Annotated in this window: 18 protein-coding genes and 2 pseudogenes; 10 read left to right on the forward strand and 10 right to left on the reverse strand. The window is 73.0% G+C overall.

Going from position 1 to position 24907, the window contains the following annotated elements:
• Positions 1–27: 27 nt before the first annotated feature.
• On the reverse strand, positions 28–957 hold the full coding sequence (locus ABD901_RS09920) for an Rv0361 family membrane protein (protein WP_345123668.1): 930 nt from the start codon (positions 955–957) through the stop codon (positions 28–30).
• Positions 958–1084: 127 nt separating this feature from the next.
• On the opposite strand from ABD901_RS09920, the gene sp36 reads away from it, so the two are divergent.
• The 5 genes and pseudogenes from sp36 to ABD901_RS58995 all read left to right on the forward strand — a co-directional run.
• Positions 1085–1243, forward strand: coding sequence for a Sp36 family protein (gene sp36, locus ABD901_RS09925; RefSeq protein WP_345123670.1), 159 nt, complete (start codon positions 1085–1087; stop codon positions 1241–1243).
• Between the two features lies 1 nt (position 1244).
• Positions 1245–1703 (forward strand): RidA family protein, encoded by a 459-nt coding sequence (locus ABD901_RS09930; protein WP_345123673.1) that lies wholly within the window; start codon positions 1245–1247, stop codon positions 1701–1703.
• Between the two features lie 216 nt (positions 1704–1919).
• Entirely contained in the window at positions 1920–2705 is a 786-nt protein-coding gene (locus ABD901_RS09935) for an MBL fold metallo-hydrolase (RefSeq protein ID WP_345123675.1), read from the forward strand.
• Positions 2702–6190, forward strand: a pseudogene (locus ABD901_RS09940) (adenylate/guanylate cyclase domain-containing protein); the annotation flags it as partial. The gene ABD901_RS09935 and the pseudogene ABD901_RS09940, both read left to right, overlap by 4 nt.
• Before the next feature lie 121 nt (positions 6191–6311).
• Positions 6312–7229, forward strand: a pseudogene (locus ABD901_RS58995) (serine/threonine-protein kinase); the annotation flags it as partial.
• Positions 7230–8488: 1259 nt separating this feature from the next.
• On the opposite strand, the gene ABD901_RS09950 reads toward ABD901_RS58995, so the two are convergent.
• The 8 genes from ABD901_RS09950 to ABD901_RS09985 all read right to left on the reverse strand — a co-directional run bounded on the left by ABD901_RS09950 (position 8489) and on the right by ABD901_RS09985 (position 18344).
• The gene (locus ABD901_RS09950) at positions 8489–9649 is read right to left on the reverse strand and encodes an acyl-CoA dehydrogenase family protein (RefSeq protein ID WP_345123677.1); all 1161 of its coding nucleotides are present in this window, start codon (positions 9647–9649) and stop codon (positions 8489–8491) included.
• A gap of 18 nt (positions 9650–9667) precedes the next feature.
• Positions 9668–11689: an ATP-binding protein gene (locus ABD901_RS09955; protein WP_345123679.1), complete on the reverse strand. Its 2022-nt coding sequence runs from the start codon at positions 11687–11689 to the stop codon at positions 9668–9670.
• 28 nt (positions 11690–11717) lie between these two features.
• Positions 11718–13295, reverse strand: coding sequence for an acyl-CoA carboxylase subunit beta (locus ABD901_RS09960; protein WP_345123682.1), 1578 nt, complete (start codon positions 13293–13295; stop codon positions 11718–11720).
• Positions 13296–13298: 3 nt separating this feature from the next.
• Positions 13299–14408: an acyl-CoA dehydrogenase family protein gene (locus ABD901_RS09965; protein WP_345123684.1), complete on the reverse strand. Its 1110-nt coding sequence runs from the start codon at positions 14406–14408 to the stop codon at positions 13299–13301.
• On the reverse strand, positions 14405–16099 hold the full coding sequence (locus tag ABD901_RS09970; RefSeq protein ID WP_345123686.1) for an acyclic terpene utilization AtuA family protein: 1695 nt from the start codon (positions 16097–16099) through the stop codon (positions 14405–14407). The genes ABD901_RS09965 and ABD901_RS09970 overlap by 4 nt, the downstream gene beginning before the upstream one ends.
• Entirely contained in the window at positions 16096–16902 is an 807-nt protein-coding gene (locus ABD901_RS09975) for a TIGR03084 family metal-binding protein (protein ID WP_345123689.1), read from the reverse strand. The genes ABD901_RS09970 and ABD901_RS09975 overlap by 4 nt, the downstream gene beginning before the upstream one ends.
• Positions 16903–16910: 8 nt before the next feature.
• Positions 16911–17495, reverse strand: a complete 585-nt coding sequence (locus ABD901_RS09980) for a TetR/AcrR family transcriptional regulator (RefSeq protein ID WP_345123692.1) — start codon at positions 17493–17495, stop codon at positions 16911–16913.
• A 171-nt stretch (positions 17496–17666) separates the two neighbouring features.
• Entirely contained in the window at positions 17667–18344 is a 678-nt protein-coding gene (locus ABD901_RS09985) for a Crp/Fnr family transcriptional regulator (RefSeq protein WP_345123694.1), read from the reverse strand.
• Positions 18345–18890: 546 nt separating this feature from the next.
• Here ABD901_RS09985 and ABD901_RS09990 point away from each other — a divergent pair.
• The 5 genes from ABD901_RS09990 (at position 18891) to ABD901_RS10010 (ending at position 23384) form a co-directional block, all read left to right on the forward strand.
• A complete protein-coding gene (locus ABD901_RS09990) occupies positions 18891–20090 on the forward strand; it encodes a CapA family protein (protein ID WP_380139832.1) in 1200 nt (399 codons plus the stop codon).
• An 86-nt stretch (positions 20091–20176) separates the two neighbouring features.
• Entirely contained in the window at positions 20177–20854 is a 678-nt protein-coding gene (gene nth, locus ABD901_RS09995; protein WP_345124565.1) for an endonuclease III, read from the forward strand.
• On the forward strand, positions 20851–21447 hold the full coding sequence (locus ABD901_RS10000; RefSeq protein ID WP_345123698.1) for a TlpA family protein disulfide reductase: 597 nt from the start codon (positions 20851–20853) through the stop codon (positions 21445–21447). The genes nth and ABD901_RS10000 overlap by 4 nt, the downstream gene beginning before the upstream one ends.
• 85 nt (positions 21448–21532) lie before the next feature.
• Complete coding sequence (locus ABD901_RS10005; protein WP_345123701.1) at positions 21533–22186, forward strand: NUDIX hydrolase; 654 nt, start codon at positions 21533–21535, stop codon at positions 22184–22186.
• 4 nt (positions 22187–22190) lie between these two features.
• On the forward strand, positions 22191–23384 hold the full coding sequence (locus ABD901_RS10010; RefSeq protein ID WP_345123704.1) for a MarP family serine protease: 1194 nt from the start codon (positions 22191–22193) through the stop codon (positions 23382–23384).
• Between the two features lie 86 nt (positions 23385–23470).
• Here ABD901_RS10010 and mycP read toward each other — a convergent pair whose 3' ends face one another.
• Entirely contained in the window at positions 23471–24718 is a 1248-nt protein-coding gene (mycP, locus tag ABD901_RS10015; protein ID WP_345123707.1) for a type VII secretion-associated serine protease mycosin, read from the reverse strand.
• Between the last annotated feature and the right edge of the window lie 189 nt (positions 24719–24907).

Genomic DNA, 24907 nt, shown 5'->3' on the forward strand with positions numbered 1-24907 from the left:
CTCGACGCTACCTGGTCGCGGGAAGGCTCAGGCCGCGGTGATCTCGCATACCCACCAGCCCTTGCTGTTGGTGGCGATGTACTTGTACTTCGTCTCGGCGACCTTCTCGTCGCTGGTCGACACCTTGATCGCCACGTTGAGCGTGGCCTGGTCCTTCTCCTGCTTCTCCACCGTCGGCGTGGGCCAGGTGTAGGTCGGGCTGCTCAGCGACGCGTCGTACCTGCGGATCTCGTCGACCCGCGCGGCGAGCTTGTCCTTGTTGCGTGACGAGGCGCACACGTACTTCAGGGCCTCGTCGCTGTTCTTGTCCTTGTAGACCGCGGTCAGGAAGTTGTTGACCGCATCGACCGCGCTCGTCGCGCCGGTGCCCTGGTTGTTCTGCACGACGTAATACGCGGCCGCGCCGCCACCGCCGCACAGCACCACCACCACGCCAAGCACGATCAGCGTGATCATCAGGCCGCGCTTCTTCTTCGGCGGGGCCTGCTGGGGGTACACCGGGTAGCCCGAAACGGGCATGCCGGACACCGGCGCCGGCGGCCCGGAGAACGGCGGCGCCATCGCCGGCTGCGGGAACTGCCCGGTCGGCATGGGCCCGGTCGGGAACTGCCCGGTCGGCGGCGGGAACTGACCGGTGGGCTGTCCGAAGGCGCCCGTCGGCGGCACCTGCCCGGTGGGCGGGCCGTAGGGAGCGGCATACGGCTGCCCGGACGTCGGCGGCGCCGAGGTGGGCGGCACGGCATACGGGTCCTGCCCCTGCTGCGGAACCGCGTAGGGGTCCTGCGACTGCTGCGGAATCGCGTAGGGGTCCGGCGGCACCGGCGACTGCACTGTGTATTCCTGGGCGGGCGGCGCCGCGTACGGGTCCTGGACCGGCGGTGGCGGCCAGCCCTGCCCCGGCTGGCCCGGCTGGCCTTGATACTCCGGCTGACCCGGGTACTGGGGCGGTTGCGTCATTTCTCCCACCTCTGTGCGACACATTCGCGACGGCGGCCCTCACAGTAGCGTCACGAGGCCAGCTGTGGTGTCCCCGATATCAGGCTGTGCCCGACGGACCCGTCCCGCGCGGCGTTACTGTCCCCACATGCAGAAATGGGAGTATCTGACCGCGCCGCTGCTGGTCCACAACACCAAGATGATTCTTGACAACTTCGGCGAGGACGGCTGGGAGCTGGTGGCGATCGTGCCCGGCCTCAACCCGGAGAACCTGGTCGCCTACTTCAAGCGCCCGAAGGCCGGCTGAGGTGGCCGACGTCCACGCGCGCCTGGCCGAGCTCGGGATCGAGATTCCGCCGGTGGTACCGCCCGTGGCCGCCTATGTGCCGGCGGTTCAGACCGGCAGCCATGTGTACGTGTCGGGCCAGCTGCCGATGGTGAACGGCGCCCTGGCCGCGACGGGCCTGGTCGGTGCCGAGGTGACCGCGGAGCAGGCCAAGGACCTCGCGCGCCGCTGCGGCATCAACATCCTCGCCGCCGTGGAGGCCCTGGTCGGCCTGTCCCGCGTGGTGCGGGTCGTGAAGATCGTCGGCTTCGTCGCGTCGGCGCCCGGCTTCACCGGCCAGCCGGGCGTGATCAACGGCGCGAGCGAGCTGTTCGGCGAGGTCTTCGGTAAGGCCGGCCAGCACGCGCGCAGCGCGGTCGGCGTGCCGGCGCTGCCGCTGAACGCCCCGGTCGAGATCGAGGCCATCGTCGAGGTGTCCTGACGGCGACCGCGCATATCGGATATGTCCGCCGAGACCGGGCGGACATATCCGTGCGGCCGGCGGGCATGTGACTATTTGCATGATTACCGTCCGTGTGCGGCGGAGGTGATCGCCGCGACGGTAGGACGGACGCACGGGGCGGAACAGCCGGAACGTGATTCCCACTGGCCGGTCGGGTGACGTGTCGGTCGAAGCGGCCCGCCGTACGATTCCTTCGTGGTAAGCCACGTCACCATCCCCGCCGCCGAAGTGCTCGAATCGTTGCCCGACTGGGTGACGCTCGTCCGCGCGCCCAATCCGGGGCCGATGACGCTGGAGGGCACCAACACCTGGCTGCTGGCCGCGCCCGGCGGCGGCAGCATCGTCGTCGACCCGGGGCCGCTCGACGAGGGGCATCTACAGGCAGTGGCGGCACACGCGCCCGTCGCCGCCATCGTGCTCACCCACGGTCACATCGACCACACCGAGGGCGTGGCGCGGCTGGCCGAGCTGACGGGGGCGCCGGTGTACCACCCGCCGGTGCTCGACGGGCTGGAGGCCGAAGGGGTCACCGTCGAGCCGCTGCCCACGCCCGGGCACACCAAGGACTCGGTCTGCTTCGTCGTGCGGTACCGCGGCGAAGAGATCGTGCTGACCGGCGACACGATCCTCGGCCGGGGCACGACCGTGGTGGCCTGGCCCGACGGGGACCTCGGCGACTATTTCGGCAGCCTGGGGCGGCTCGCCGCGCTCGACGGGCGGCCGGCGCTGCCCGGGCACGGGCCGGCGCTGACCGACACCGGGGTGGCCGCCCGCTTCTACCGCGCGCACCGCGAGGCCCGGCTGGAGCAGGTGCGCGCCGCCGTCGCCGCCGGGGCGGGCGACGCCGCCGAAGTGGTCGCGCGCGTCTACGTCGACGTCGACCGCAGCCTGTGGCCCGCCGCCGAGTGGAGCGTGCGCGCGCAGCTCGATTTTCTGCGACGGGAATCACACACACCCGTCGCTGGGTTGGATGCAACGTGACGTGTTCGGTGTGCGGGACTGTGGCCGTTCCCGGTGCGCGGTTCTGCCACCACTGTGGCTCGGCGCTGCCGGCCGCCGCCACCCTGCCCGCGGCCGAGCGGCGGATCGTCACCGTCCTCTTCGGTGACCTGTCGGACTTCACGGCCTGGTCCGAGGACCTGGATCCGGAGCGCGTCGGCGCCGTCACGGACCGTGTGCTCGCCGCGCTCGCCGGCGCGGTGAAGACGTTCGGCGGGCACGTCGACAAGCTCACCGGCGACGGGATCATGGCCGTCTTCGGCGCGCCGGTCGCGCACGAGGACGACGCCGAGCGGGCCGTGCGCGCCGCCCTGTCGATGCAGCGCGCGGTGCGCCGGGTGCTCGACGACGAGCGCGGCGGCGGCGCCCCGCTGGGGCTGCGCATCGGGCTCAACACCGGGCCGGTGGTCGCGGGCGTGCAGGCCGGGATCGAGTACACGGTCATCGGCGACACCGTGAACACCGCCGCGCGGCTGGCCGACGCCGCCGCGATCGGCGCGGTGTACGCGGGCGATCGCACCTCGTCGTCCACGCGTCGGCTCGCGTCCTGGCGCGCATTGCGACCCCTGCGGCTCAAGGGCAAGCGCGAGCCGGTCGAAGCGTTCGAGCTGCTGGGCCTGCTCGACGCGCCCGGCACCCGCTCCGGCCTCGGCGACGAGGCGCCGTTCGTCGGGCGCGAGGCCGAGCTCGGCCGCGTCTCCGGCCGCCTCGCCGAGATCGCCGACCGGCAGGAGCCGCGCGTGCTGGTCTTCACCGGCGAGGCCGGGCTGGGCAAGACCCGCCTGGCCGGCGAGATCGAGCGGTTCGCCGCCGGCTACCTGGGGGGCGCCGGCTACACACCGAGCGCCGGGTTCGCGCCCGGCGGCGGCGCCCGGGTGCTGTCGGTGCACTGCGCCGCGTTCGGCGAGCGGCGCCGCCTCGCGCCCCTGGCCGACCTGGTCCGCGCCGCGATCGGCCTCCCGCCCGACGCCGCACTCACCCGCGAGGCGGTCGAGGAGCGGCTGCGCCGGCTCGGGCAGCGCCTGGCCCGCGCCGCGCGGGGCCGCCCGGAGCCGCCGCGGTTCAACAGCGACCTGTTGCTGACCCTCATCGGGTACACCGAAGCCGTCGGCGACACCGCCTGGGTCGCGCCCGGCGGCAAGCCCGACGAGCTGGACCTGCACTCCGTGCCGCACGCCGTCGCCGAGCTGCTGTCCGGCCTCGCCGCGGAGACTCCGCTCGTGGTGATCGTCGACGACCTGCACGACGCCACCCCGGAGACCCTCGACGCGCTCGGCGCCACCATTGAGCGCCTGACCGGCCCGGTCCTCATCGTGCTGCTCGGCCGGCCCGAGCTGGTGCGCTCCGCCGGCGTGCTGACCCGCATCGCCGACGCCGAGGTCGTGCCGATCCCGCCGCTGCGGGGCGCGGACGCGGCGCGGCTGCTCACGGCGTACCTGACCGGCGGGCGGCTCGCGCCGCCCGACGAGGACCGGCTGCTGGCCACCGCGCAGGGCAACCCGTTCTACCTGGCCGAGCTCGTCACGCTGCTGCAGGAGCGCGGCGCGCTGACCACCGTGGCCGGCACCGACCCGCCCGGCTGGCGGCTCACGCCCGGCTCGCTCGGCGGCCGCCTGCTCTCCCGCGACCTCGCCGCCGTTCTCGCCGCGCGCATCGACGCGCTGCCCGCCGACACCCGCGCCGTGCTGCGCGACGCCGCCGTCATCGGCGACACCGTGCCGGCCCGGGCGCTCGAGGCGCTGCGCTTCAACCCGCCCGGCCAGCCGGCCCGGCCCGCGGTCGTGGCCGCGGTCGAGCTCGATCGGGCCGTCGAAGAGCTGCTGCAGCGCCGCATGCTGCGCCGCGGCCGGGGCGGGTTCGCGTTCGCCACGCCGCTGCTGCGCGAGGCGGCGTACGCCGGCATCGGCAAGGCCGACCTCGCCGAGCGGCACGCGGCGCTGTCGCGGTGGGCCGCGGCGGCGGTCACCGCCTACATCGCCGCCGGCGGCACCGGCAACGTCCCCGGGCTCAACCTGACCCTCGGCGCCGCGGACGCGTTCACCGCCGACCACGCCGAGCGGGCCAGCCGGCTCGCGGACGTGGTGGGGCTGCGCCCCGACTCGCTGGCGCGGTCGGCGGCGCCCCTGGGCGTACAGGCGCTCGGTCGAGCGGCCCGGGCGGCCCTGGCCAGCGGGGAACCGGCGCAGGCGGCCAATGCTGCCGAGCGCGCGTCGGCACTGGGCGGCGGTGCGCTGCCGCCCGCCGACCGGCTCGTGCACTCCCGCGCCTTGCTGCAGCTGGGGCGGGCGGCGGAGGCTCTGGGGTACGCCGAGAAGATCACCGCCAACGCCGGAGACGACGCCGCCGTCCGCGTGGGCGCCCTGCTCGTGGCCGGGCGCGCCTATCGAGGGATGGGCGATCACCAGCGCAGCTACCGGACGCTGACCGAGGCGTTGGACGCGGCGACGGCGGCGCACCTGACGTACGAGCGCGGCGACGCCATGCGCCGCCTCGGCATGGCCGACTTCCTCGAAGGGCGCCTGGCCGAGGCGGGCGGCCGGTTCGCCGAGTCGTTCCAGATCGCCGTCACCGCCGGCGACCGCCGCGCGCAGGCCTGGTCGCTGCAGCACCTGGCCTGGGTCACCACCACCCGCGGCGACTTCGCCGGCGCCGACGCGGCGCTAGGGCGCGCCGCCCGCCGCTTCGCCGAGCTCGGCGACCCGGTCGGGCGGGCCTGGCTGCGCGGCACGACGGCGTTCGTGCGGCTGCTCGCCGGCCGGCTCGGCGAGGCCCGCCGGCTGGCCAAGGCGTTCCTGCCCTTCGGCGAGCGGGTCGGCGACGCCTGGGCGGTCGGCACGCTGCGCGCGGTCGAGGCGTTCGCCGCGGCCGAGAGCGGCGACCTGGCCGAGGCCGACCGCGAGGCCCGCCGCGCCTACCGCGAGTTCGCCGCGGCCGGCGACGACTGGGGCCGCGGCCTGGCGCTGGTCGTGCGCGGCGTCGTCGCGCGCGAGCTGTCCGAGCCGGCGCACGCCTACGACCTGCTGTCCGACGCCACCGAGTACGGCGAGAAGACCGGGCACCCCCTCCTGCTCGGCATGTCGCGCACCATGCGCGGCTTCGTCAGCCTGGACCGCGGCGACCCGGTCGCGGCCGAGGTCGATGCCCGCGCGGTGCTGCAGGTGGTGGAGACCCACGACGTGCTGGAGTCCGCCAAGGTCGGCCCGCGCGTGCTCTTCGGCCTGGCCCGCCTGGCGCAGGGCGACCTGCCGACGGCCCTGGAGGTGCTCGGCTGCGTCGCCGCCGAGCGTCCCGGCGACTCGGTGATCTTCTCCCGCCGCCACGCGGTCGCCGCCTACGCCTCGGCGCTGCTGGCCGCCGGGCGCAACGCCGAAGCCCTCGACTGGGCGCGGCAGGCGCAGAGCGCACCCGGCGAGGACGTTCGCAGTCGCGATTATGCGGCAGCGGTACTCCAGGAGGCGCTCGACGCCAACGACTCCGTCCCCGTGGTTGCCGAGCCGTGAAACTCGGCTGTGGCCGATGCGTGACGGAGAAATGTCGGACCCCTGCCGTACCGTCTTAGCCGTGACCGCATCGACTCCGCTCCCCACGGTGCCCGGCCTGACCGGGTTCTCCGTGCTGGCCCGCGGCGGCTACGCCACCGTCTATCGGGCGGAGCAGGAGTCGGTCGGCCGGGACGTGGCCGTCAAGGTCGAGAACCGGACGCTGGAGACCGAGCGCGACCGCCGCCGCTTCCTGCGCGAGGCCCGCGCGGCCGGCCGCATGTCCAGCCACCCCCACGTCGTCGACCTGTTCGACGCCGGCGTGACGGGCGACGGCCACCCCTACCTGATCATGGAGCTCTGCGACGGCTCCTATGCCGAGCGCATGCGCAACGCCCCGCTCACCCCAGCCGAGGCCCGCGAGGTCGGCTTCAAGATCGCCGACGCCCTGTCCGACGCGCACGCCCTGGGGGTGCTGCACCGCGACGTCAAGCCGGCCAACATCCTCTTCAGCCGCTTCGGCGAGCCCGCCCTGGCCGACTTCGGACTGGCCATCCTCGCCGAGTGGCGCGACGTCTCGATCACCCTGGACGTGCTCACCCCGGCCTACGCCCCACCGGAGACGTTCCGTCACGCCCCGCCGGCCCCCGCCGCCGACGTCTACGCCCTCTGCGCCACCCTCTACGCGCTGATGCGCGGACGGCCGCCCCGCTGGCGCGAGGACCAGATGCCCAGCCTCCTGTCGCTGGTCGACATGTTCAACGATCACATCCCCGACCTGCCCGGCTGCCCCGACGACCTGATGGCCATCCTGCGCGCCGGCATGTCCAACGACGAGTCCGCCCGGCCGACGGCGCTGCAGCTGCGCGACGCCCTGATGGCGCTGCGGATGGCGCCCGCGCCGCAGGTCATCGTGCCGCCGCTCGGGTCGCCCCCGATCGAGCCGGTGTATACGTCGCCGCCGTTGCCCCCGCCCTTGCCGCCACCGCCGGCGGACCGGCTGCTCGACTCGCCGTTCCTGGGCGGGTTCCCGCGCGATCCGGAGCAGACCGTCCCGCACGAGGCCGGCCCCGAGGAGCCTCCTACCGATCCTCTTGCTCGTCCCTCCTCCGGCTCGTCCGCGTCCGGCTCGTCCGGGTCCGGCTCGTCCGGGCCAGGCCGCGTAGGGCTCGGCTCGTCCGGGTCCGGCTCGTCCGGGCCAGGCCGCGTAGGGCTCGGCTCGTCCGGGTCCGGCTCGTCCGGGCCAGGCCGCGTAGGGCTCGGCTCGTCCGGGTCAGGTTCGTCTGGGCCAGGTTCGTCTGGCTCAGGTCCGTCCGGTTTTGGCTCGTCTGGCTCCGGGGCGGGCGGGTCTTCGCTTTTCGCCGCGGCCGATGGCGGTCGTGGAAGTTTCGCGGCGGCGGGATCGGACGCCTCCGCCGGCCCTGTTGCGCCGCCGGCGGATCCGTTTGTCAATCCGGTCAAGCCCTCGCCGTTCGGGCGCCGCGGCGTGTGGATGGCCGTGATCGCGGGGCTGGTCGTGGTGGCCGCCTCGGTGAGCATCGCCATCGCCTACGGGTTCGGCGGCGACAACCCGAGCCCGGAGCCGTCCGCCCCGCCGCGCGCGGCATGTGGCGGGCCGGTCGACAAGCGCGCCTTGTGCTCGGACACCCCGGAGTGCTTCGACGCCAACCGGGCCCCGGCGGACTGTTCGGGCCGGCACACGTGGGAGGCGTTCGCGTACGGGGAGCTGGCGAAGGGCAGCAAGGTCTCGGACAAGAAGGACCCGATGGTCAACGCGGTGTGCAGCATCCCGACGCTGCTGTCGGTCAACATCGGCGCCGCGGCCTGGCGGATCGACGTGCTCCTGCCGACCCTGGACGAGCAGAAGGCCGGCCCGACGACGTTCCGTTGCCTGGCCGGCAAGGGGGACAACGCGTTGACCGGCGAGCAGCTGCACGGCTCGCGCTGACCCGCCGCGGGCTGCCGCGACGCCCGGGTTGAGCGACGTGCCGGTCATCGTGACGCGGCACCAGCGGGGGCGCGCGGGGGCGCGCGGGGGCGCGCGGGGGCGCTCGTGGACCCGGCGATGTTCCGGCCGTGCCGGTGCTGCTGTGGCGGCCGTCGGCGCCCCGCCGCGGCCCGCGGCCCGCGTTCTTCGTCGAGGTCGTCGGCGGCGGGCGTTCAGCACGGCGCTGGTGTCGGTGCAGGTCTTCTGGACGGGTCGGACGCCCGCATCTCGATGTCGGCGCTGTGGGCGGGGCGCCCCGCCATCCGATGGTCGGTGGGTGGCGGGGCGTCGGGCGGCCGTCAGTAGGACTTCTCCTGGCCCATGAGGTGCTGGGAGACGAAGTTCAGGATCATCTCGCGCGACACGGGGGCGATCCGGCCGGCCCGGACGGCGCCCAGCAGGGTGGCCACGCCGAACTCCGTCGTCATGCCGTTGCCGCCCAGGGACTGGATCGCGGTGTCCACCGCCAGGGCGGCCGCCTCGGCCGCCGCGTACTTGGCCATGTTGGCGGCCACGCCGGCCTCCAGGTCGCGGCCGGAGTCGTACAAGGATGCGGCCTTGGCGACCATGAGCCTGGCCAGTTCGACCTGGATGTGGGCGTGTGCCAGGGGGTGTGCCACGCCCTGGTGGCTGCCGATCGGGCGGCCCCAGACCGACCGCGTCGCCGTGTAGGTCGAGGCGCGCTCCAAGGCGTAGCGGGCGGTGCCGCAGGCCATCGCGGCCACCGTGATGCGCTCCGGGTTGAGGCCCGAGAAGAGCGCCGGGAGGCCCGCCTCGGGGTCCTCGCCGATGAGGGCGGCGGCGGGGACGCGGACGTCGTCGAGGTACACCAGGAACTGGTTTTCGGGGCTGACGATCTCCATGTCCAGCTTGGTCGCCGTCAGGCCGGGTGCGTCGGTGGGCACGACGAACAGGGCCGGCTTCAGCTTGCCGGTGCGCTCGTCCTCCAGGCGCGCGACGACCATGATCTTGTCGGCCTCGTCGACGCCGGAGATGTACACCTTGCGGCCCGTCAGGGAGTAGCCGCCCTCGAAGGGGCGGGCTACCGTCGTGAGCTTGTGGAAGTTGGAGCCCGCGTCGGGCTCGGTGATGGCGAAGCAGACCTTCAGGGTGCCGGCGGCGAAGCCGGGCAGGAGGGACTGGCGCTGGGACTCGGTGCCGTGCTTGGCGACGATCGTGGCCGCGATCGCGGGGGAGACCACGAGCAGCAGGAGCGGGGAGCCGGCGGCGGCCAGTTCCTCGCACACGATCGCGAGCTCGGTGATGCCGCCGCCACCGCCGTCGTACTGCTCGGGCACGCTGACGCCCAGGTAGCCCAGGCGGGCCGCCTCCTCCCACAGTTCGTCGGAGTGCTCGCCGGCCTTGGCCTTGCGCACGAAGTAGTCGTGGCCGTAGCGCTTGCCGAGCTTGGCCACGGCGTCGCGCAGGTCCCGCTGTTGAGGGGTGTAGTCGAAGTCCAACGAAGGCTCCAAACGAAACTACGAAGGGGAGAGCACCGCCAGGAGAGCGCCGGACTCGACCTGCGAGCCGGCCGCGACCCGCAGGTCGCTGATGACGCCGTCGGTGGGGGCGTGCACGGGGTGCTCGAGCTTCATCGCCTCCACCGTCAGCAGCAGGTCGCCGGCGGCGACCCGCTGGCCGGGCACCACGAGCACCCGGCCGACCGCGCCGGGCAGCGGCGCGATCAGGGAGCCCTCGGGCTGCTCGGCGACCGGCAGCGGGAAGCGCGGCAGCTCCGTCAGCGCCACCGAGCCCTCCGGGCTGTCCACGAAGGACACCCCGTCGACCTCGTGCACCGCGAACTGCAGCCGCACGCCGTCCACGTCGAGCACGACCCGCTCGCCGGTGGCACTGAGGATCGCCGCGGGCGGGTGGTCGGGTGCGCCGGCCGGGTCCAGCGCGGCGCCGGGCAGGCCGACGTCCTCGGGGTCGATGCTTCGCACCGCCCACGCGGCGAGGTCGTTGGTGCGGCCGAGCCGGTAGCCGACCTCGATCGTGCCGGTCGGGCCCTCGTACACCACGGTCTGCAGCGCGCTGGGCACGTTGCGCCAGCCCGACGGCAGGCCGGGCAGCAGGGCGGTCCTGGCCCGCCGGGCGGCGCCGGCCAGGGCCGCGGCCAGGCACGACAGGCGCACCGCGTCCACCGAGGACAGCAGCGGGGCGAAGACCTCCGGGTGGCGGTCCAGGAAGCCGGTGTCGGTCTCGCCGGACAGGAACGCCGAGAGGCGCAGCACCCGCACGAGCAGGTCGCGGTTGGTCGTCACGCCGTGGATGCGGGCCCGGGCGAGGGCGCCGCCGAGCATCCGGGCCGCCTCCGCGCGCGTCGGCGCCCAGGCGATGAGCTTGGCGAGCATCGGGTCGTAGTGCACGCCGATGACCGAGCCGCCGGCAACGCCGGAGTCCAGGCGCAGGCCGGGCGCGGGCAGCGGGGCGAACGCGTGCGCGGCGCCGGGGACGTCGAAGCGGTGCAGCGTGCCGGTCGAGGGCATCCAGGCGTTGGCGGGGTCCTCGGCGTACAGGCGGACCTCGATCGCGTGGCCGTGCAGCGGCGGCGGGCCGTCGAACGGCAGCGCGCCGCCCTCGGCCACGACCAGCTGCAGCCGCACCATGTCGACGCCGACGACGCACTCGGTCACCGGGTGCTCGACCTGCAGGCGGGTGTTCATCTCCAGGAAGAAGAACTCGCCGGTGGGCGCGAGCAGGAACTCGACCGTGCCGGCGCCGACGTAGGAGACGGCCCGGGCGGCGGCGGTCGCGGCCTGGAAGAGCCGTTCGCGCAGGGGCGCGTCGACGGCCGGCGACGGTGTCTCCTCGACGATCTTCTGGTGGCGGCGCTGGATCGAGCACTCGCGCTCGCCGAGGGGCACCACGTTGCCGTGCGAGTCGGCCATGATCTGCACTTCGATGTGGCGGGCGCGTTCGACGTACCGCTCGCAGAACACCGTGCCGTCGCCGAACGCCGACGCCGCCTCGCGCCGCGCCGACGCGACGGCCTCGGCGAGCGACTCGCGGTCGCGCACGATGCGCATGCCCCGCCCGCCGCCGCCCGCGGACGCCTTGACCAGGACCGGGAACGTGTCGACCTCGTCGGGCTCCAGGGCGGTGGGCAGCATCGGCACCCCGGCCTCGGCCAGCAGCGCCTTCGCCTCGAGCTTGGAGCCCATCATGGCGATCGCCTTCGGCGACGGTCCGACCCAGGTCAGGCCGGCGTCGATCACCGCCCGCGCGAAGTCGGCGTTCTCCGAGAGGAAGCCATATCCCGGGTGTACCGCATCGGCGCCGCACTTGCGCGCCGCCGCGATCAGCAGGTCGCCGCGCAGGTACGTCGCCGTCGGCGCGTTGCCGGGCAGGTGCACGGCGTAGTCGGCCTCCGCGACGTGCGGGGAGTCGGCGTCGGCGTCGGAGTAGACGGCGACCGTCTCGACGCCCATCGCCCGGCAGGTGGCGAACACCCGGCGGGCGATCTCGCCGCGGTTGGCCACCAGCAGCCTTCTGATCACTGTCGCTTACCCCCAGTAGCCGGAATACCTAGTGCCGGAACACGCCGAATTGGGCACGCTCGCCGCTCCCGACCAGCGCCAGGCACATGCCCAGCACCGTGCGGGTGTCCCGCGGGTCGATCACGCCGTCGTCGTACAGGCGGCCGGACAGGAACAGCGCCGCGGACTCCTGCTCGACCTTGTGTTCGACCATGAACCGCATCGTGCGGTCCTGCTCCTCGTCGTAGGCGTGCCCCTTGGCCTCGGCCGCCTGCCGGGCCACGATCGACAGCACGCCGGCCAGCTGCTGCGGCCCCATGACGGCGGACTTCGCGTTGGGCCACGTGAACAGGAAGCGCGGCTCGAACGCCCGCCCGCACATGCCGTAGTTGCCGGCGCCGTAGGACGCGCCGATGTTGACGGTCAGGTGCGGGACCCGCGAGTTCGCCACCGCGTTGATCATCAGGGCGCCGTGCTTGATGATGCCGCCCTGCTCGTACTCGCTGCCGACCATGTACCCGGTGGTGTTCTGCAGGAAGAGCAGCGGCGTGCCGGTGGCGTTGGCGAGCTGGATGAACTGGGCGGCCTTCTGCGCCTCGGCGGAGAACAGCACGCCGCGCACGTTGGCCAGCACGCCGATGCGGTGGCCGTGAATCGCGCCCCAGCCGGTGCACAGTGCCGCGCCGTAGGCGGGCTTGAACTCGTCGAACTCGCTGGCGTCGAGGACGCGGGCGAGGACGTCGCGGGGGTCGAAGGGCACGCGCAGGTCGGCGCTCGGGATGCCGAGCAGGTCGTCGGCGTCGAACTTCGGCTCCGGGCCGTGTGCCTTCACGGTGTCGTGGCCGAAGTTGCGGATGCAGGAGCGCGCGAGGCGGATCGCGTCGCGCTCGTCCTCGGCCACGAAGTCGGCCAGCCCGGAGCGGGTGGCGTGCATCGCGGCGCCGCCGAGCGTCTCGTCGTCGACGGTCTCGCCGGTGGCCATCTTCACCAGCGGCGGCCCGGCCAGGAACACCTTGGCCCGGTCGCGCACGAAGATCGTGTAGTCGGACATGCCGGGGATGTAGGCGCCGCCGGCGGTGGCGTTGCCGAACACCACGGCGACCGTCGGGATCGCCGCCGCCGAGAGCCGGGTCAGGTCGCGGAACGCGGCGCCGCCCGGTATGAAGATCTCCGCCTGCTGCGGCAGGTCGGCGCCGCCGGACTCGACCAGGTTGACCAGCGGCAGCCGGTTCTCCCGCGCGATCTGCCCGGCCCGCTGCGTCTTCTTCAGCGAGAACGGGTTGACCGCGCCGCCGCGCACCGTCGGGTCGTTGGCCACGATCACGCAGGGCACGCCCTCGACGATGCCGATGCCGGCCACCACGCTCGCCCCGACCGGGTAGTCGGTGCCCCAGGCCGCGACCGGGCACAGCTCCAGGAACGGCGAGTCGCGGTCCACCAGCAGCTCGATGCGCTCGCGCGGCAGCAGCTTGCCCCGCGCGTGGTGGCGCGCCACGTACTTGTCGCCCCCGCCGGCGCGCGCCTGGCGCAGCGCCGACTCGAGCTCGGCCAGCCGCTCGAGCATCGCCTGCCGGTTTTCGAGGTAGGCGGTCCCGCGCGGGTCGAGGTTGCTCGTCAACACCGGCATGCCTCAGACCCCCAACTGCTTCGCGATGATCTCGTTCATGATCTCCGTGGTCCCGCCGCCGATGCCCATGATCCGAGCGTCGCGGTAGTGGCGCTCGACCTCGGCGTCGCGCAGGTACCCCAGGCCGCCGTGCAGCTGCACGGCCTGGTCGACGACGAGGTCGCACGCCGCGACCGCGGTGTTCTTCGCCATCGCCACCTCCGTCACGAGCCGCTCGCCGCCGGCGACGCGGACCGCCACGTGGCGGACGTAGGTGCGCGCGACGTCGACCTGCCGCGCCATCTCGGCCAGCCGGTGGCGCACCAGCTGCCGGCTCGACAACGGCCGCCCGAACGTGTGCCGGTCCCGTACCCACGCGAGGGTGAGGTCCAGGCAGCGCTGCGCGATCGCGTAGGACTGCACCGCCAACGAGATCCGCTCGGTGGCGAAGTGGGCCATGACCTCGGCGAACCCGCCGACGACGTTGCGGCGCGGCACTCGGACGTCGACGAAGGCGAGCTCGGCGGTGTCCGAGCAGTGCCAGCCCATCTTGTCCAGCCTCCGGGTGACGGTGAACCCGCCGTCGACGACCAGCAGCCGGAACCCGTCGTCGGTCTGCACCGCCGTCGTGGCGAAGTCGGCGCGGGCCCCGCTGGTGATGAACGTCTTCGCCCCGTTGACCACGTAGTCGTCGCCGTCGGGCACCGCCCGGGTGCGCACGCCGGCCACGTCGGACCCGCCGTCCGGCTCGGTGATCGCCAGGCACCCGATGCGCTCGCCGGCGAGCGTCGGGCGCACGAACCGCTCGATCAGCTCGGGGTCGCCGGCGGCCACGATGTGCGGCAGCGCGATGCCGTGCGTGAACAGCGCAGCGACCAGCCCCGACGACCCGCCGGCGATGATCAGCTCCTCGGTGAGCACCACGCTGTCGAGCAGGTCCCCGCCGGAGCCGCCGACCGCTTCGGGAAAGCCGACGCCGAGCAGCCCGATCTCGGCCGCCCGCGCGTGCAGCTCGCGCGGCACCTCGCCGGCGCGCTCCCACTCGTCGAGGTGCGGCAGGATCTCCTTGGTCACGAACGCCCGGGTCAGCTCCCGCAGCCGGCGCCGCTCCTCGGTCTCGAACGGGTCGTTCACGACAGCAGCTCCTCGGGCACCTCGACCACGCGGGAGCGCAGCCACTCGCCGAGCGCCTTGCCCTGCGGATCGAACCGGGTGCTGGCCGCGACCCCTTGGCCGAGGATCCCGCGCAGCACGAAGTTGAGCGCCAGGAGGTTGGGCAGCTCGTGCCGCTCGACGTCGCCCGCCTCGGGCAGCAGCTCCTTGAGCCGCTGGGCGGTGAGCTCGGTCCTGAGCCACTCGTAGGCTTTGTCGCTGCGGGCCCACACCCCGATGTTGGCGTCCCCGCCCTTGTCGCCCGACCTGGCCCCGAACAGCCGCCCGAGCTGCGTCGGGATCCTTTTTGTCGCGAAAAATCCGGACGCTGGCGCGTCCTGATTTTTCGGACTTATCACCATATCCGTGCTCTCGGGCGAGTTGATGGGCTTGCGAGTGCCGTCCGGAAGGACCGCGATGTGCGGGATCGACGCCTGCGGCACCGAAAAGTCGGTAAAAATGCCGAAAGGCGTCGCATCGCCGGGCGGGGCAGTCAGGGAGAGGCCGGGGTAGGAGGCCAGCGCCAGCTCCACCGCGGCCTGCGAGAACGCCCGGCCGGTCCGCTTGGGGTCGGGGCCCTTGATGTGCGCCGTGAGCAGCGCGCTCGCCGACGCCTCGTCGGCGGCGTCCGGGTGGTCGGTGCGGGCCAGGACGAACTCCAGGCCGTCCGGGCCGAGCGCGTCTTCGAGCTGGGCGCGCACCAGCGCCGCCTTCCGCTCGATCTCGAGGCCGCACAGCACGAACGTCATCGCGTTGCGGAAGCCGCCGAGCGTGTTGACGCCGACCTTGAGGGTGGGCGGCGGCGGGGCTCCGCGGACCCCGTCGATGCGCACGCGGTCCGGGCCGTCGTCGCGCAGCCGGATCGTGGCGAAGTCCGCGACGACGTCCGGGCCGAGATACCGGGGGGCGCCGATCTCGTACAGCAGCTGCGCCGTGACCGTCTCGACCGTCACGGCGCCGCCGGTGCCCGGGTGCTTGGTGATCACCGCGCTGCCGTCGGCGTGCAGCTCGGCGAGGGGGAAGCCGGGGCGGCGGGCGCCGTCGGGCAGCTCGGTGAAGAACGCGAAGTTGCCGCCGGTGGCCTGCGCGCCGCACTCCAGGACGTGCCCGGCGACCGTCGCGCCGGCCAGGGCGTCCAGGTCGGCGCGGGTCCAGCCGAAGCGGGCGATGCCGGGCCCGACGACCAGCGAGGCGTCGGTGACCCGGCCGGTGACGACGACGCCGGCGCCGGCGGTCAGGCACTCGGCGATGCCGAAGGCGCCGAGGTACGCGTTGGCGGTCAGCGCTTCGCCGAGGCCGAGCTCGGCGGCCCGGGCGGTGACGTCGTCGCCCTCGACGTGCGCGACGGCGACGTCCAGGCCGAGGCGCCCGGCGAGCGCGCGGATCGCCTCGGCCAGCCCGGCGGGGTTGAGGCCGCCGGCGTTGGTCACGATGCGCACGCCGCGCTGCACTGCGGTGCCGAGGACGGACTCGAGCTGGCGCAGGAAGGTCTTCGCGTAGCCGGTCGCCGGGTCCTTGAGCCGGTCGCGGCCGAGGATCAGCATCGTCAGCTCGGCGAGGTAGTCGCCGGTGAGCACGTCCAGCTCGCCGCCGTCGAGCATCTCGCGCCAGGCCGTTGCCCGGTCGCCGTAGAAGCCGGAGGCGTTGCCGATCCGCAGCGGTGCGCCGGTCACCGGGCGGCCCTCGGCTCGCGGCCGGCGCCGGGCGGGCCGGCGAAGGCCTGCGCGAGGGTGAGCCACTCGGCCGCGGCGTCGCCGGTGGCCTGCAGCGCGAGGTCGGCGGGGTGGCGCCGCTGCGTGACCAGCAGGCAGAAGTCCAGCGCCGGGCCGGTCACGCGGTTGGGCGCGTCCTGCGGCCCGTACTCCCACACCGCACCGTCGACCGTGGTCAGCTCGACCCGGAAGGGCGCGTCCGGCGCCGGGCGGCCGTGGCTTTCGAAGCTGTGGCCGATGGTGCGGTAGCCGATGTGCGCCACGTGCCGCAGCCGGTCGGTCGGGCGCAGGTGCTCGCGCGCCCGCTCGTCGTCGGGGAACGTCTCGGCGATGTCGCGCCCGTGCGCCCAGGTCTCCATGACGCGGCCGGTGGCGCTGGACAGCGGCGACATCGAGGTGCCGAACCAGGGGCGCCGTTCGCCGGGCGGCACCTCCGTCAGGGCGCGCACGAGCGCGGCGCGGCCGGCCCGCCAGCGGGGCAGCAGCTCGTCCGGCGGCGCGACGCCGGCCGCGGCGGCCCGGTCGACGAACGTATATGGGTCCACGAAGGTCTCGCTGAGGCGGGCCAGGAACGCGGCCGGGTCGGCGTTGGCGAGGGTGGCGGCCTCGTCCGTCCAGTGCAGGTGCGAGATCTGGTGCGCGACGCTCCAGCCCGGCGCCGGCGTCGGCCGGCTCCAGTCCTCCGGGCTCAGGCCGCTGACCAGCCGGTCGAGCGCCTCGGACTCGGCGTGCAGGTCACGCAGGACCTCGTCGAGCTGCACCATCGCGCCTCCTAGATCATCTTGGCGAGTTGCTGCTTCCAAGCCGCGAGGAGCTGGGTGCGGCGCGGGGTGTCGTCGGTGAGCAGGTTGGCGACGCCGAGGCCGCGCAGCAGGTCGAGCGTCGCCTGGACGGCCTCGCGCACGCCCGGGCGCGACTCGTCGGCGCCGAGCAGCTCCACGGTCAGCCGGTGCATCTCGCGGCCGACCCGGGCCTCGATCGGCACGAGCGCGTCGCGCAGCTCGGCGTCGGTGCGCGCCGCGACCCAGACCTCCAGCGCGGCGACGAACAGCGGGCCGGTGAACGCCGAGGCGAGCAGCTCGATCACGCGGTCGAGGCGCTGCTCGCGGTCGCCGGTGAGCGCGGCGGCCTCGGTGCGGATCTCCTCGGCGCGCCGCTCGGCGAGGTGCTGCACGGCGGCGAGCACCAGCGCGGCGCGCGTGGGGTAGTGGTGCAGCTGGGCGCCCCGCGAGACGCCGGCCCGCTCGGCGATGACCGTGGTGGTGGCGCCGGACCAGCCGAAGTCGTGCAGGCACTCGACGGTCGCCTCGAGCAGGCGCCGCTGAGTGGCGCGGCTGCGCTCCTGCTGTGCCGTCATGGTTTCAGGGTGTACCGCGGGAAACAAACAGTCAAGCCTGATTGTTTTTTGCGGTCTTGGCACCACGGACGTCGGGATTCCTGGCGGGAGCAACGGTCGTCAGTTGCACGGACCCGAGCCATGAAAAGAAAAGCCGCCCGGAATCCCGGGCGGCTCTCGTCGGTCGGATCCTCAGACGCGCGCGCGGCGGGCGAGGCGCTCGGGGTCCATGATGATCACGCTCTTGCCGTCCAGGCGCAGCCAGCCGCGGGAGGCGAAGTCGGCCAGGGCCTTGTTCACCGTCTCGCGCGAGGCGCCCACGAGCTGCGCCATCTCCTCCTGCGTCAGGTCGTGGTTGACCCGCAGCACGCCGCCGTCGCGGGTGCCGAAGCGGCCCGCCATCTGCAGCAGCGTCTTGGCCACGCGGCCGGGCACGTCGGTGAAGATCAGGTCGGCCAGGGCGTCGTTGGTGCGGCGCAGACGCCGGGCCAGCACCCGCAGCAGCTGCTCGGCGATCTCCGGCCGGTTGGTCAGCCAGGGGCGCAGCGCCTGCTTGCGCAGGCGGGCCAGCCGGGTGTCGAGCACCGCGGTCGCCGTGGCGGTGCGCGGCCCCGGGTCGAACAGCGAGAGCTCGCCGACCATGTCGCTCGGGCCCATGACCGCGATCAGGTTCTGCCGGCCGTCGGCCGCGCGCCGACCGACCTTGATCTTGCCGGACAGCACGATGTACAGACTGTCGCCGGGCTCGCCCTCGCTGAACACGATCTCGCCCTTGCGGACGTCGATCGTCTCCATCTCCTTGGCGAGGGATTCTGCGGCGTCGGCCTCGACCCCTTGGAAGATGCCGCTGCGCGCCAGTACCTCGTCCATCGCGTCCACCTCAAATCCGTCGGCGCGTCGTTCGCTTCGAAAGCGATCGCGCGAACGTCAGTTTATGCATACGGGGTCGTGTTCCGGGCGTTGGGCAGCCTTTGATGATACTCGCCGACCTGGGGCGCGGCTGTCGCGCGCGAGGGCGGTACCCGCGTCGCCGGGGTGCGATATCTTCGCGTCGGACACGACCCGTTCACGCTCGCGGTGGGCGCGAGGGTCGCCGAGTGCTGGAGTGGGGTTCACATGACGGTGTACGGCGGACCGTCCCGCTGGCCGGACGAGCCGGAACGGCGGGGTGCCCCACGCGAACAACCGTCCGGCCCGGTCGGGGGTTACGACCAGAGCACGGGCGGTTTCGACGGTTTTGCGGCGGGTCGTACGCCTCGCGAGGAGCGGACCGGCTCCGTCTACGGCGCTCCGCCGGCCACCGGGCCTCTTTATGGGGGCGGCCGCGAGCCCATCCCGGGCCCGACCCGCCCGGAGGACCTCTACTCGGCCCGCGCCTACGAGCCCGAGGAGCGGGCCGGCCGGCGCAAGCTGCCGCTGCCCGGCGAGCCGCCGCCGACGCCCTCCGGCAACGGGCGGCGCACCGCGATCATCCTCGGCGTCGTCGCGGCCGTGGTCATCGTCGCCGGCGCCGCGGGCGCAGCGACCTTCCTGGGGGGCGGCGACGACAAGACGGCCGCGACGCAGGGCCCGACGCAGCAGGCGGCGGCCGGCGACGGCAGTTCGGCGCCCGGCTCCCAGCCGGCCGGCGGCGTGGCCGGGCCCGCCGACGGCATCACGCTGAGCGCCACCGGCGACATCGTCATGGGCATGGCGCCCGGCGGGCTGCCGCCGAACAACGGCAAGGGCTTCTTCGACCCCGTGAAGCAGTACCTCACCGCCGACTTCCAGATGGGCAACCTCGAGCAGGTGCTGACCGACGACACCGGCGTCGGCAAGTGCTCGGCCGACAGCGCCGGCAAGACCTGCTTCGCGTTCCGCACGCCGCCCGCGTTCGTGCAGAACCTCAAGGACGCCGGCTTCATGATGATGAACATGGCGAACAACCACGCCTACGACTACGGCGAGCAGGGCTACCAGAACTCGCAGAAGACGCTGGACGGCGCCGGGATCAAGTACACCGGCTGGCCGGGCATGATCTCGGTCGGCGAGGCCAAGGGCGTGAAGATCGCCGTCGTCGGGTTCGCCTCCTACAAGTGGTCGAACCTCTGCTACGACCTCGACGCCGCCGAGAAGGTCATCAAGGAGGCGGCGACCAAGGCCGACATCGTCGTGGTGCAGGTGCACCAGGGCGCCGAGGGCTCGGACAAGACGCACGTGAAGCCCGGCACCGAGATGTTCCTCGGCGAGAACCGCTGCGACCCGATCGCGTTCGGCCACCGGGTCGTCGACGCCGGCGCCGACCTCGTCATCGGCCACGGACCGCACGTCATGCGCGCGATGGAGTTCTACAAGGGCCGGCTGATCGCCTACAGCCTCGGCAACTTCGCCGGGTACAAGGCGCTGTCGTACAACGGCACGGTGGGCATCGGCGGGGTGCTCAAGGTCCAGCTGCTCGGCGACGGCACGTGGAAGAGCGGGTCGCTGACCGCCACCTACATGGTCGCGCCCGGCCTGCCCAAGCCCGACCCGAAGAAGCAGGCCATCCCGTTCGTCTCGAACCTGACCAAGCAGGACTTCCCCGGCACCGGGGCGAAGATCGCGGCGGACGGCACGATCACGCCGCCGTCTGGCTGATAGCTCGATCCGGGGCTCGGTCACGCGCGACGTATTGTCGTTGCGTGACCGAGACCGCGCTGGCGTTGAAGCGACGGGCGCGGCGGATGGGACGCGCCCTGGCGAATATCCACCCCGACGCGCATTGCGAGCTGGACTTCACCAGCCCGCTGGAGCTCGCCGTCGCCACGATCCTCTCCGCGCAGTGCACGGATGAGCGGGTCAACCAGGTGACGCCGAAGCTTTTCGCGCGCTACCCCGACGCGGCCGCCTACGCCGCGGCCGACCGCATGGAGATGCAGGAGCTCATCCGCCCGACCGGCTTCTTCCGCAACAAGACCGACTCGCTGATGAGACTGGGCCAGGCGCTCGTCGAGCGCCACGACGGCGAGGTGCCCGGCACGCTGGGCGAGCTCGTGGCGCTGCCCGGCATCGGCCGCAAGACCGCCAACGTCATCCTCGGCAACGCCTTCGACGTGCCCGGCATCACCGTCGACACCCACTTCAAGCGCCTCACGCGCCGGTGGCGCTGGACCGAGGAGACCGACGAGGTCAAGATCGAGTTCGCGATCGCCGCGCTCTTCCCGCCTTCGGACTGGACGATGCTCTCGCACCGCGTGATCTTCCACGGCCGCCGCGTGTGCCACGCCCTCAAGCCCGCCTGCGGCGCCTGCACGCTGCGGCGGGACTGCCCGTCGTACGGCACCGGCCCCACCGAGCTCGAGGTGGCGCTCAAGCTGCTCAAGGGCCCGCGCGCCGCCGAGCTCGCCGAGCTGGCGCTATGAGGCGGGTCCTGCTGGGCGTGGCCGCGCTGCTCTTCGGCCTGACCGCCTGCACCTCCAACCCCGGCGCGCCCGCCGACGCCGGCGCGCCCACGGGCCCGCGCTGCATCGAGCGCGTCGAGCCTTCGCCCTCGGCCGCTGCCGTTGCCTCCTCCGCGCCCGCGCTGCCGGCCATGGCGCTGCCGTGCTTCTCCGGTGGCCGGTACACGAACATCGCCGACCTCGGCGGCCGCCCGACGGTCGTCAACCTCTGGGCGTCCTACTGCGGGCCGTGCCGGGCCGAGCTGCCCGAGATGAACCGGTTCGCGGCCGCCGGCGCAGGTCAGGTGCGGGTCGTCGGGGTCGTGACGAAGGACCGCCACGACCAGGCGCAGTCGGTGATCGACGAGCTGAAGCTGACCTTCCCCATGCTCGAGGACCAGCGCCAGCAGCTGGCGATCTCGGTGAGCCCGGTGGTGTCGAAGGCGCTGGTCTCGCTGCCGGCGACGCTGTTCATCACGTCGTCGGGCCGGATCGCGTACGCCTACCAGGGCGAACCTCTCACCGAGGCGCGCCTGCGCGACCTGACGCGCCAGTATCTGGGGGTGTCCGTGTGACGGGCTTTCGTGCCGAAATGTCGGGCGCTGGCGCGCCGCGACATTTCGGATATTTCGTATATGCGCGGTTGGGGTGGTTGTGACCGTGACTGACCTGCCTGAGTGGTTCGAACCTTTGCTCACTCGGATCCGCTCGTCCGAGGCCGGCGACTTCACGCGGCTGCCCACGCCCGACGGCGAGGGGTACCGGCAGAGTGCCGTGCTCGTGCTCTTCGGCGAGGACCCGGCGACCGGCCCCGACGTGCTCGTCCTGCAGCGCGCCGACACCATGCGCAACCACGCCGGCCAGCCCGCCTTCCCCGGCGGGGCCGTCGACCCCGGCGACGCCGACTCGATCGCGTGCGCGCTGCGCGAGGCGGAGGAGGAGGTCGGCCTGGACCCGAGCACGGTCGAGGTCGTCGCGACGCTGCCGACGCTGTGGATCCCGGTGAGCAACTTCCTGGTCACGCCGGTGCTCGCATGGTGGCGCGCGCCGCACCCGGTCGGCCCCGCCGACCCGGGCGAGGTGGCCCGCGTCGAGCGCCTCCCCATTCGTGAGCTGGTCGATCCCGAGCACCGGCTGCGTGTTCGCCACCCGAGCGGATGGATCGGCCCGGCGTTTCGGATACACGACATGTTGGTGTGGGGATTTACCGCCGGCGTGCTGTCTACGCTGCTGGAACTCGGCGGCTGGGCGGTCGAGTGGCCGACCGGCCGGGTTGAGGAACTGCCGACTTCTGGTGCCACCCCCGTACATTGAATGCGTGTCTGGCAGCGTGATCGATATCCTCCTCTTGCTCCTCATGGTGATGTTCGCCGTCAACGGCTATCGCCAGGGGTTCCTTGTTGGTCTGCTGTCATTCATCGGGTTCTTCGGCGGAGCGCTACTGGGCCTGCAGCTTGGCCCGCTGATCGCCGAGCACTTCTTCACGTCCGACCCGGCGCGGGTGGTCATCTCGCTCTCGGCCGTGTTCGGTCTCGCGGTGGCCGGCCAGGCACTGGCCAGTTTCGTGGGCAACCGGTTGCGCAGCGCGATCGTCAACCGCAACGCCCAGGCCGCCGACAACGCGGGCGGCGCCGTCGTTTCGGTTGTTGCGGTACTCCTCGTCGTCTGGCTGGTCGCCGCCCCACTGAGCGCCTCGTCCCTGCCGTGGCTGGCCCGCGCGGTGAGCAACTCGATCATCCTGAACGTCGTCGACTCCGCCATGCCGACCCAGGCCGACGCCCTGTCGCAGGCACTGCGCGACACCGTGGACACGCGCGGCTTCCCGGACGTCTTCGACGGGCTGTCGCCGACCCGGGTCAGGGAGGTCTCCCCGCCGGACCCGAAGCTCGCCGGCTCCGAGGTCGTCAAGAACGCCAAGAAGTCCGTGGTCAAGGTCCTCGGTCAGGCCCCGAGCTGCTCCCGGCGCATCGAGGGCTCCGGCTTCGTCTACGCACAGAACCGCGTCATGACCAACGCCCACGTGGTCGCCGGCACCAAGACCGTCAACGTCCTCGTCGACGGCTCCTCGCGCCAGCTGCCCGCGACCGTGGTCGCCTACGACCCGGAGCGCGACATCGCGGTCCTCTACGTCAAGAACCTCAACGCGCCGGTCATGCCGTTCGCCGCGAAGAAGTCCGAGTCCAACTCCGACGCCATCGTCCTGGGCTACCCGCTCGACGGCCCCTACGACGCCCAGTCCGCGCGCATCCGGGACCACCGCAACATCACGGGCCCGGACATCTACGAGGACGGCAAGGTCACGCGCGAGATCTACACCATCCGCGCGCTGGTCCGCTCCGGCAACTCGGGCGGCCCGCTGCTCTCCACCGACGGCAGCGTCCTCGGCGTCATCTTCGCCGCCGCAGCCGACGACCCGGAGACCGGCTTCGCGGTAACGGCGGACGAGGCCTCAGTGGTCGCCGAGGCCGGCAAGGCCCACACGGACGCGACGAGCACCGGCAAGTGCGCTTAGCCCTCGCCCTGCCGATCACGCCGGCCTGCGACGGCCCGGATTCCGCCCGCGCCAGCCTCGGCTCGACTTGATCGGCAGGTCGGCGCCTAGCTGCGCCTGCGATGGAGCAGCACGCCGACCGAGCCCCCGATCAGGATCAGCAACATGGCGGTCAGCCCCGCGACCGTGCTCGCGCCGGCCCGATCGTCCTCGGCGGTTGTTTCCAGCTGTGGTACGTCGGATTCGCCCGCCGGCATCGGCGCCGCCCCGCCCCGGGGCGTCCCCGTGCCGTCCTCGGCCGGCTCGGAGGCACTGCTCGTCACCGCCGGCGCCGCCGCCATCAACGGGTTCGCGGCCACCTCGCCGAGGTTGTTGCGCAGCGCCGCGACGGGGTTCACCTCGCCGTACCCGAACCGGTCGTCCCGCCCCGCAACCCCGAGATCCCGCGCCGTCCCGATCAGCCGGTTGATCACGTTGGCCGCGCTCATCCGCGGGTACCGCGCCCGCACCAGCGAGGCCGCCCCCGCCACCAGCGGCGTCGCGAAGCTCGTCCCCTGCACCTGCCAGTACCCGCCACCCGGCCGCGCCCCGGTGAGGTTCACCGCAGGCGCCGTCAGCACCGTCTCCGGCCCGGTCAGCGACCCCGACCACAGCGCCTCGGTCCCGCGCGCCCCCAGCCCCGCAACCGCGATCACCCCCGGCTCCCGCGCCGGGTACCACACCTGATGCGTGTTGGGATCGGTAGCCACATTCCCGGTACACGCCACAACCACGACATCGTGCGCCGCCGCGTACCGCAGCGCCTCCGCAATCGCCTCACTCCGCAACGCCCCACCGAGCGACAGGTTGATCACCGTCGCCCCATGGTCCACCCCCCACCGAACCGCCCGCGCGACAATGTCCGGATCGTTGTATTTGTTCGCCTTGTCCAACACCCGAATCGGCAGAATCTTCGCCCCCGGCGCGATCCCTTCCACCCCGACGCTGTCCTTGCCACTGCCCGCAATCAACGCCGCGACGGTCGTCCCGTGCCCGACGGGATCCACTGCCCCCGAGTCGTTGGCCCCCGGATCGACAAGGTCAATCCCTGGCAGCACCTGCCCCACGAGATCCGGATGCTTGGCATCGACCCCACTGTCGACAACGGCGACGACAACCCCTTTGCCGGTCGACAACTTCCACGCATCGCGCGCATCGAGCGCCGCAAGCTGCCACTGGTCGGCCCGCACCTGATCGGCCGCCGCCACCCCAGGCGCCGCACCCACCCCCACCGCACACGCGAGCGCCGCCGACAGTCCAGCAACAAGGACACGGCCAGCGGCGCGGGCAAGGGAGGTAAGCGCGATGGAGCCCATTCTGGACCGTGTTGCCCCGATCTGTCAGTCCGGTACGCCCACCCTCGCCGAAAGGTGGTTACAGGCAACGTACCGCCCGCTGGCAACCACCCCTACCGCTCACCAGTGCCATCCCACTCCCGCGGTCCCGAGGCTGAACGAAGCCCACGCAGGCCGGTGGCACCGCTCCCACCGCCGTGGTCGGGGCGC

The organism is Dactylosporangium darangshiense (assembly GCF_039537565.1).
GTDB lineage: Bacteria > Actinomycetota > Actinomycetes > Mycobacteriales > Micromonosporaceae > Dactylosporangium > Dactylosporangium darangshiense.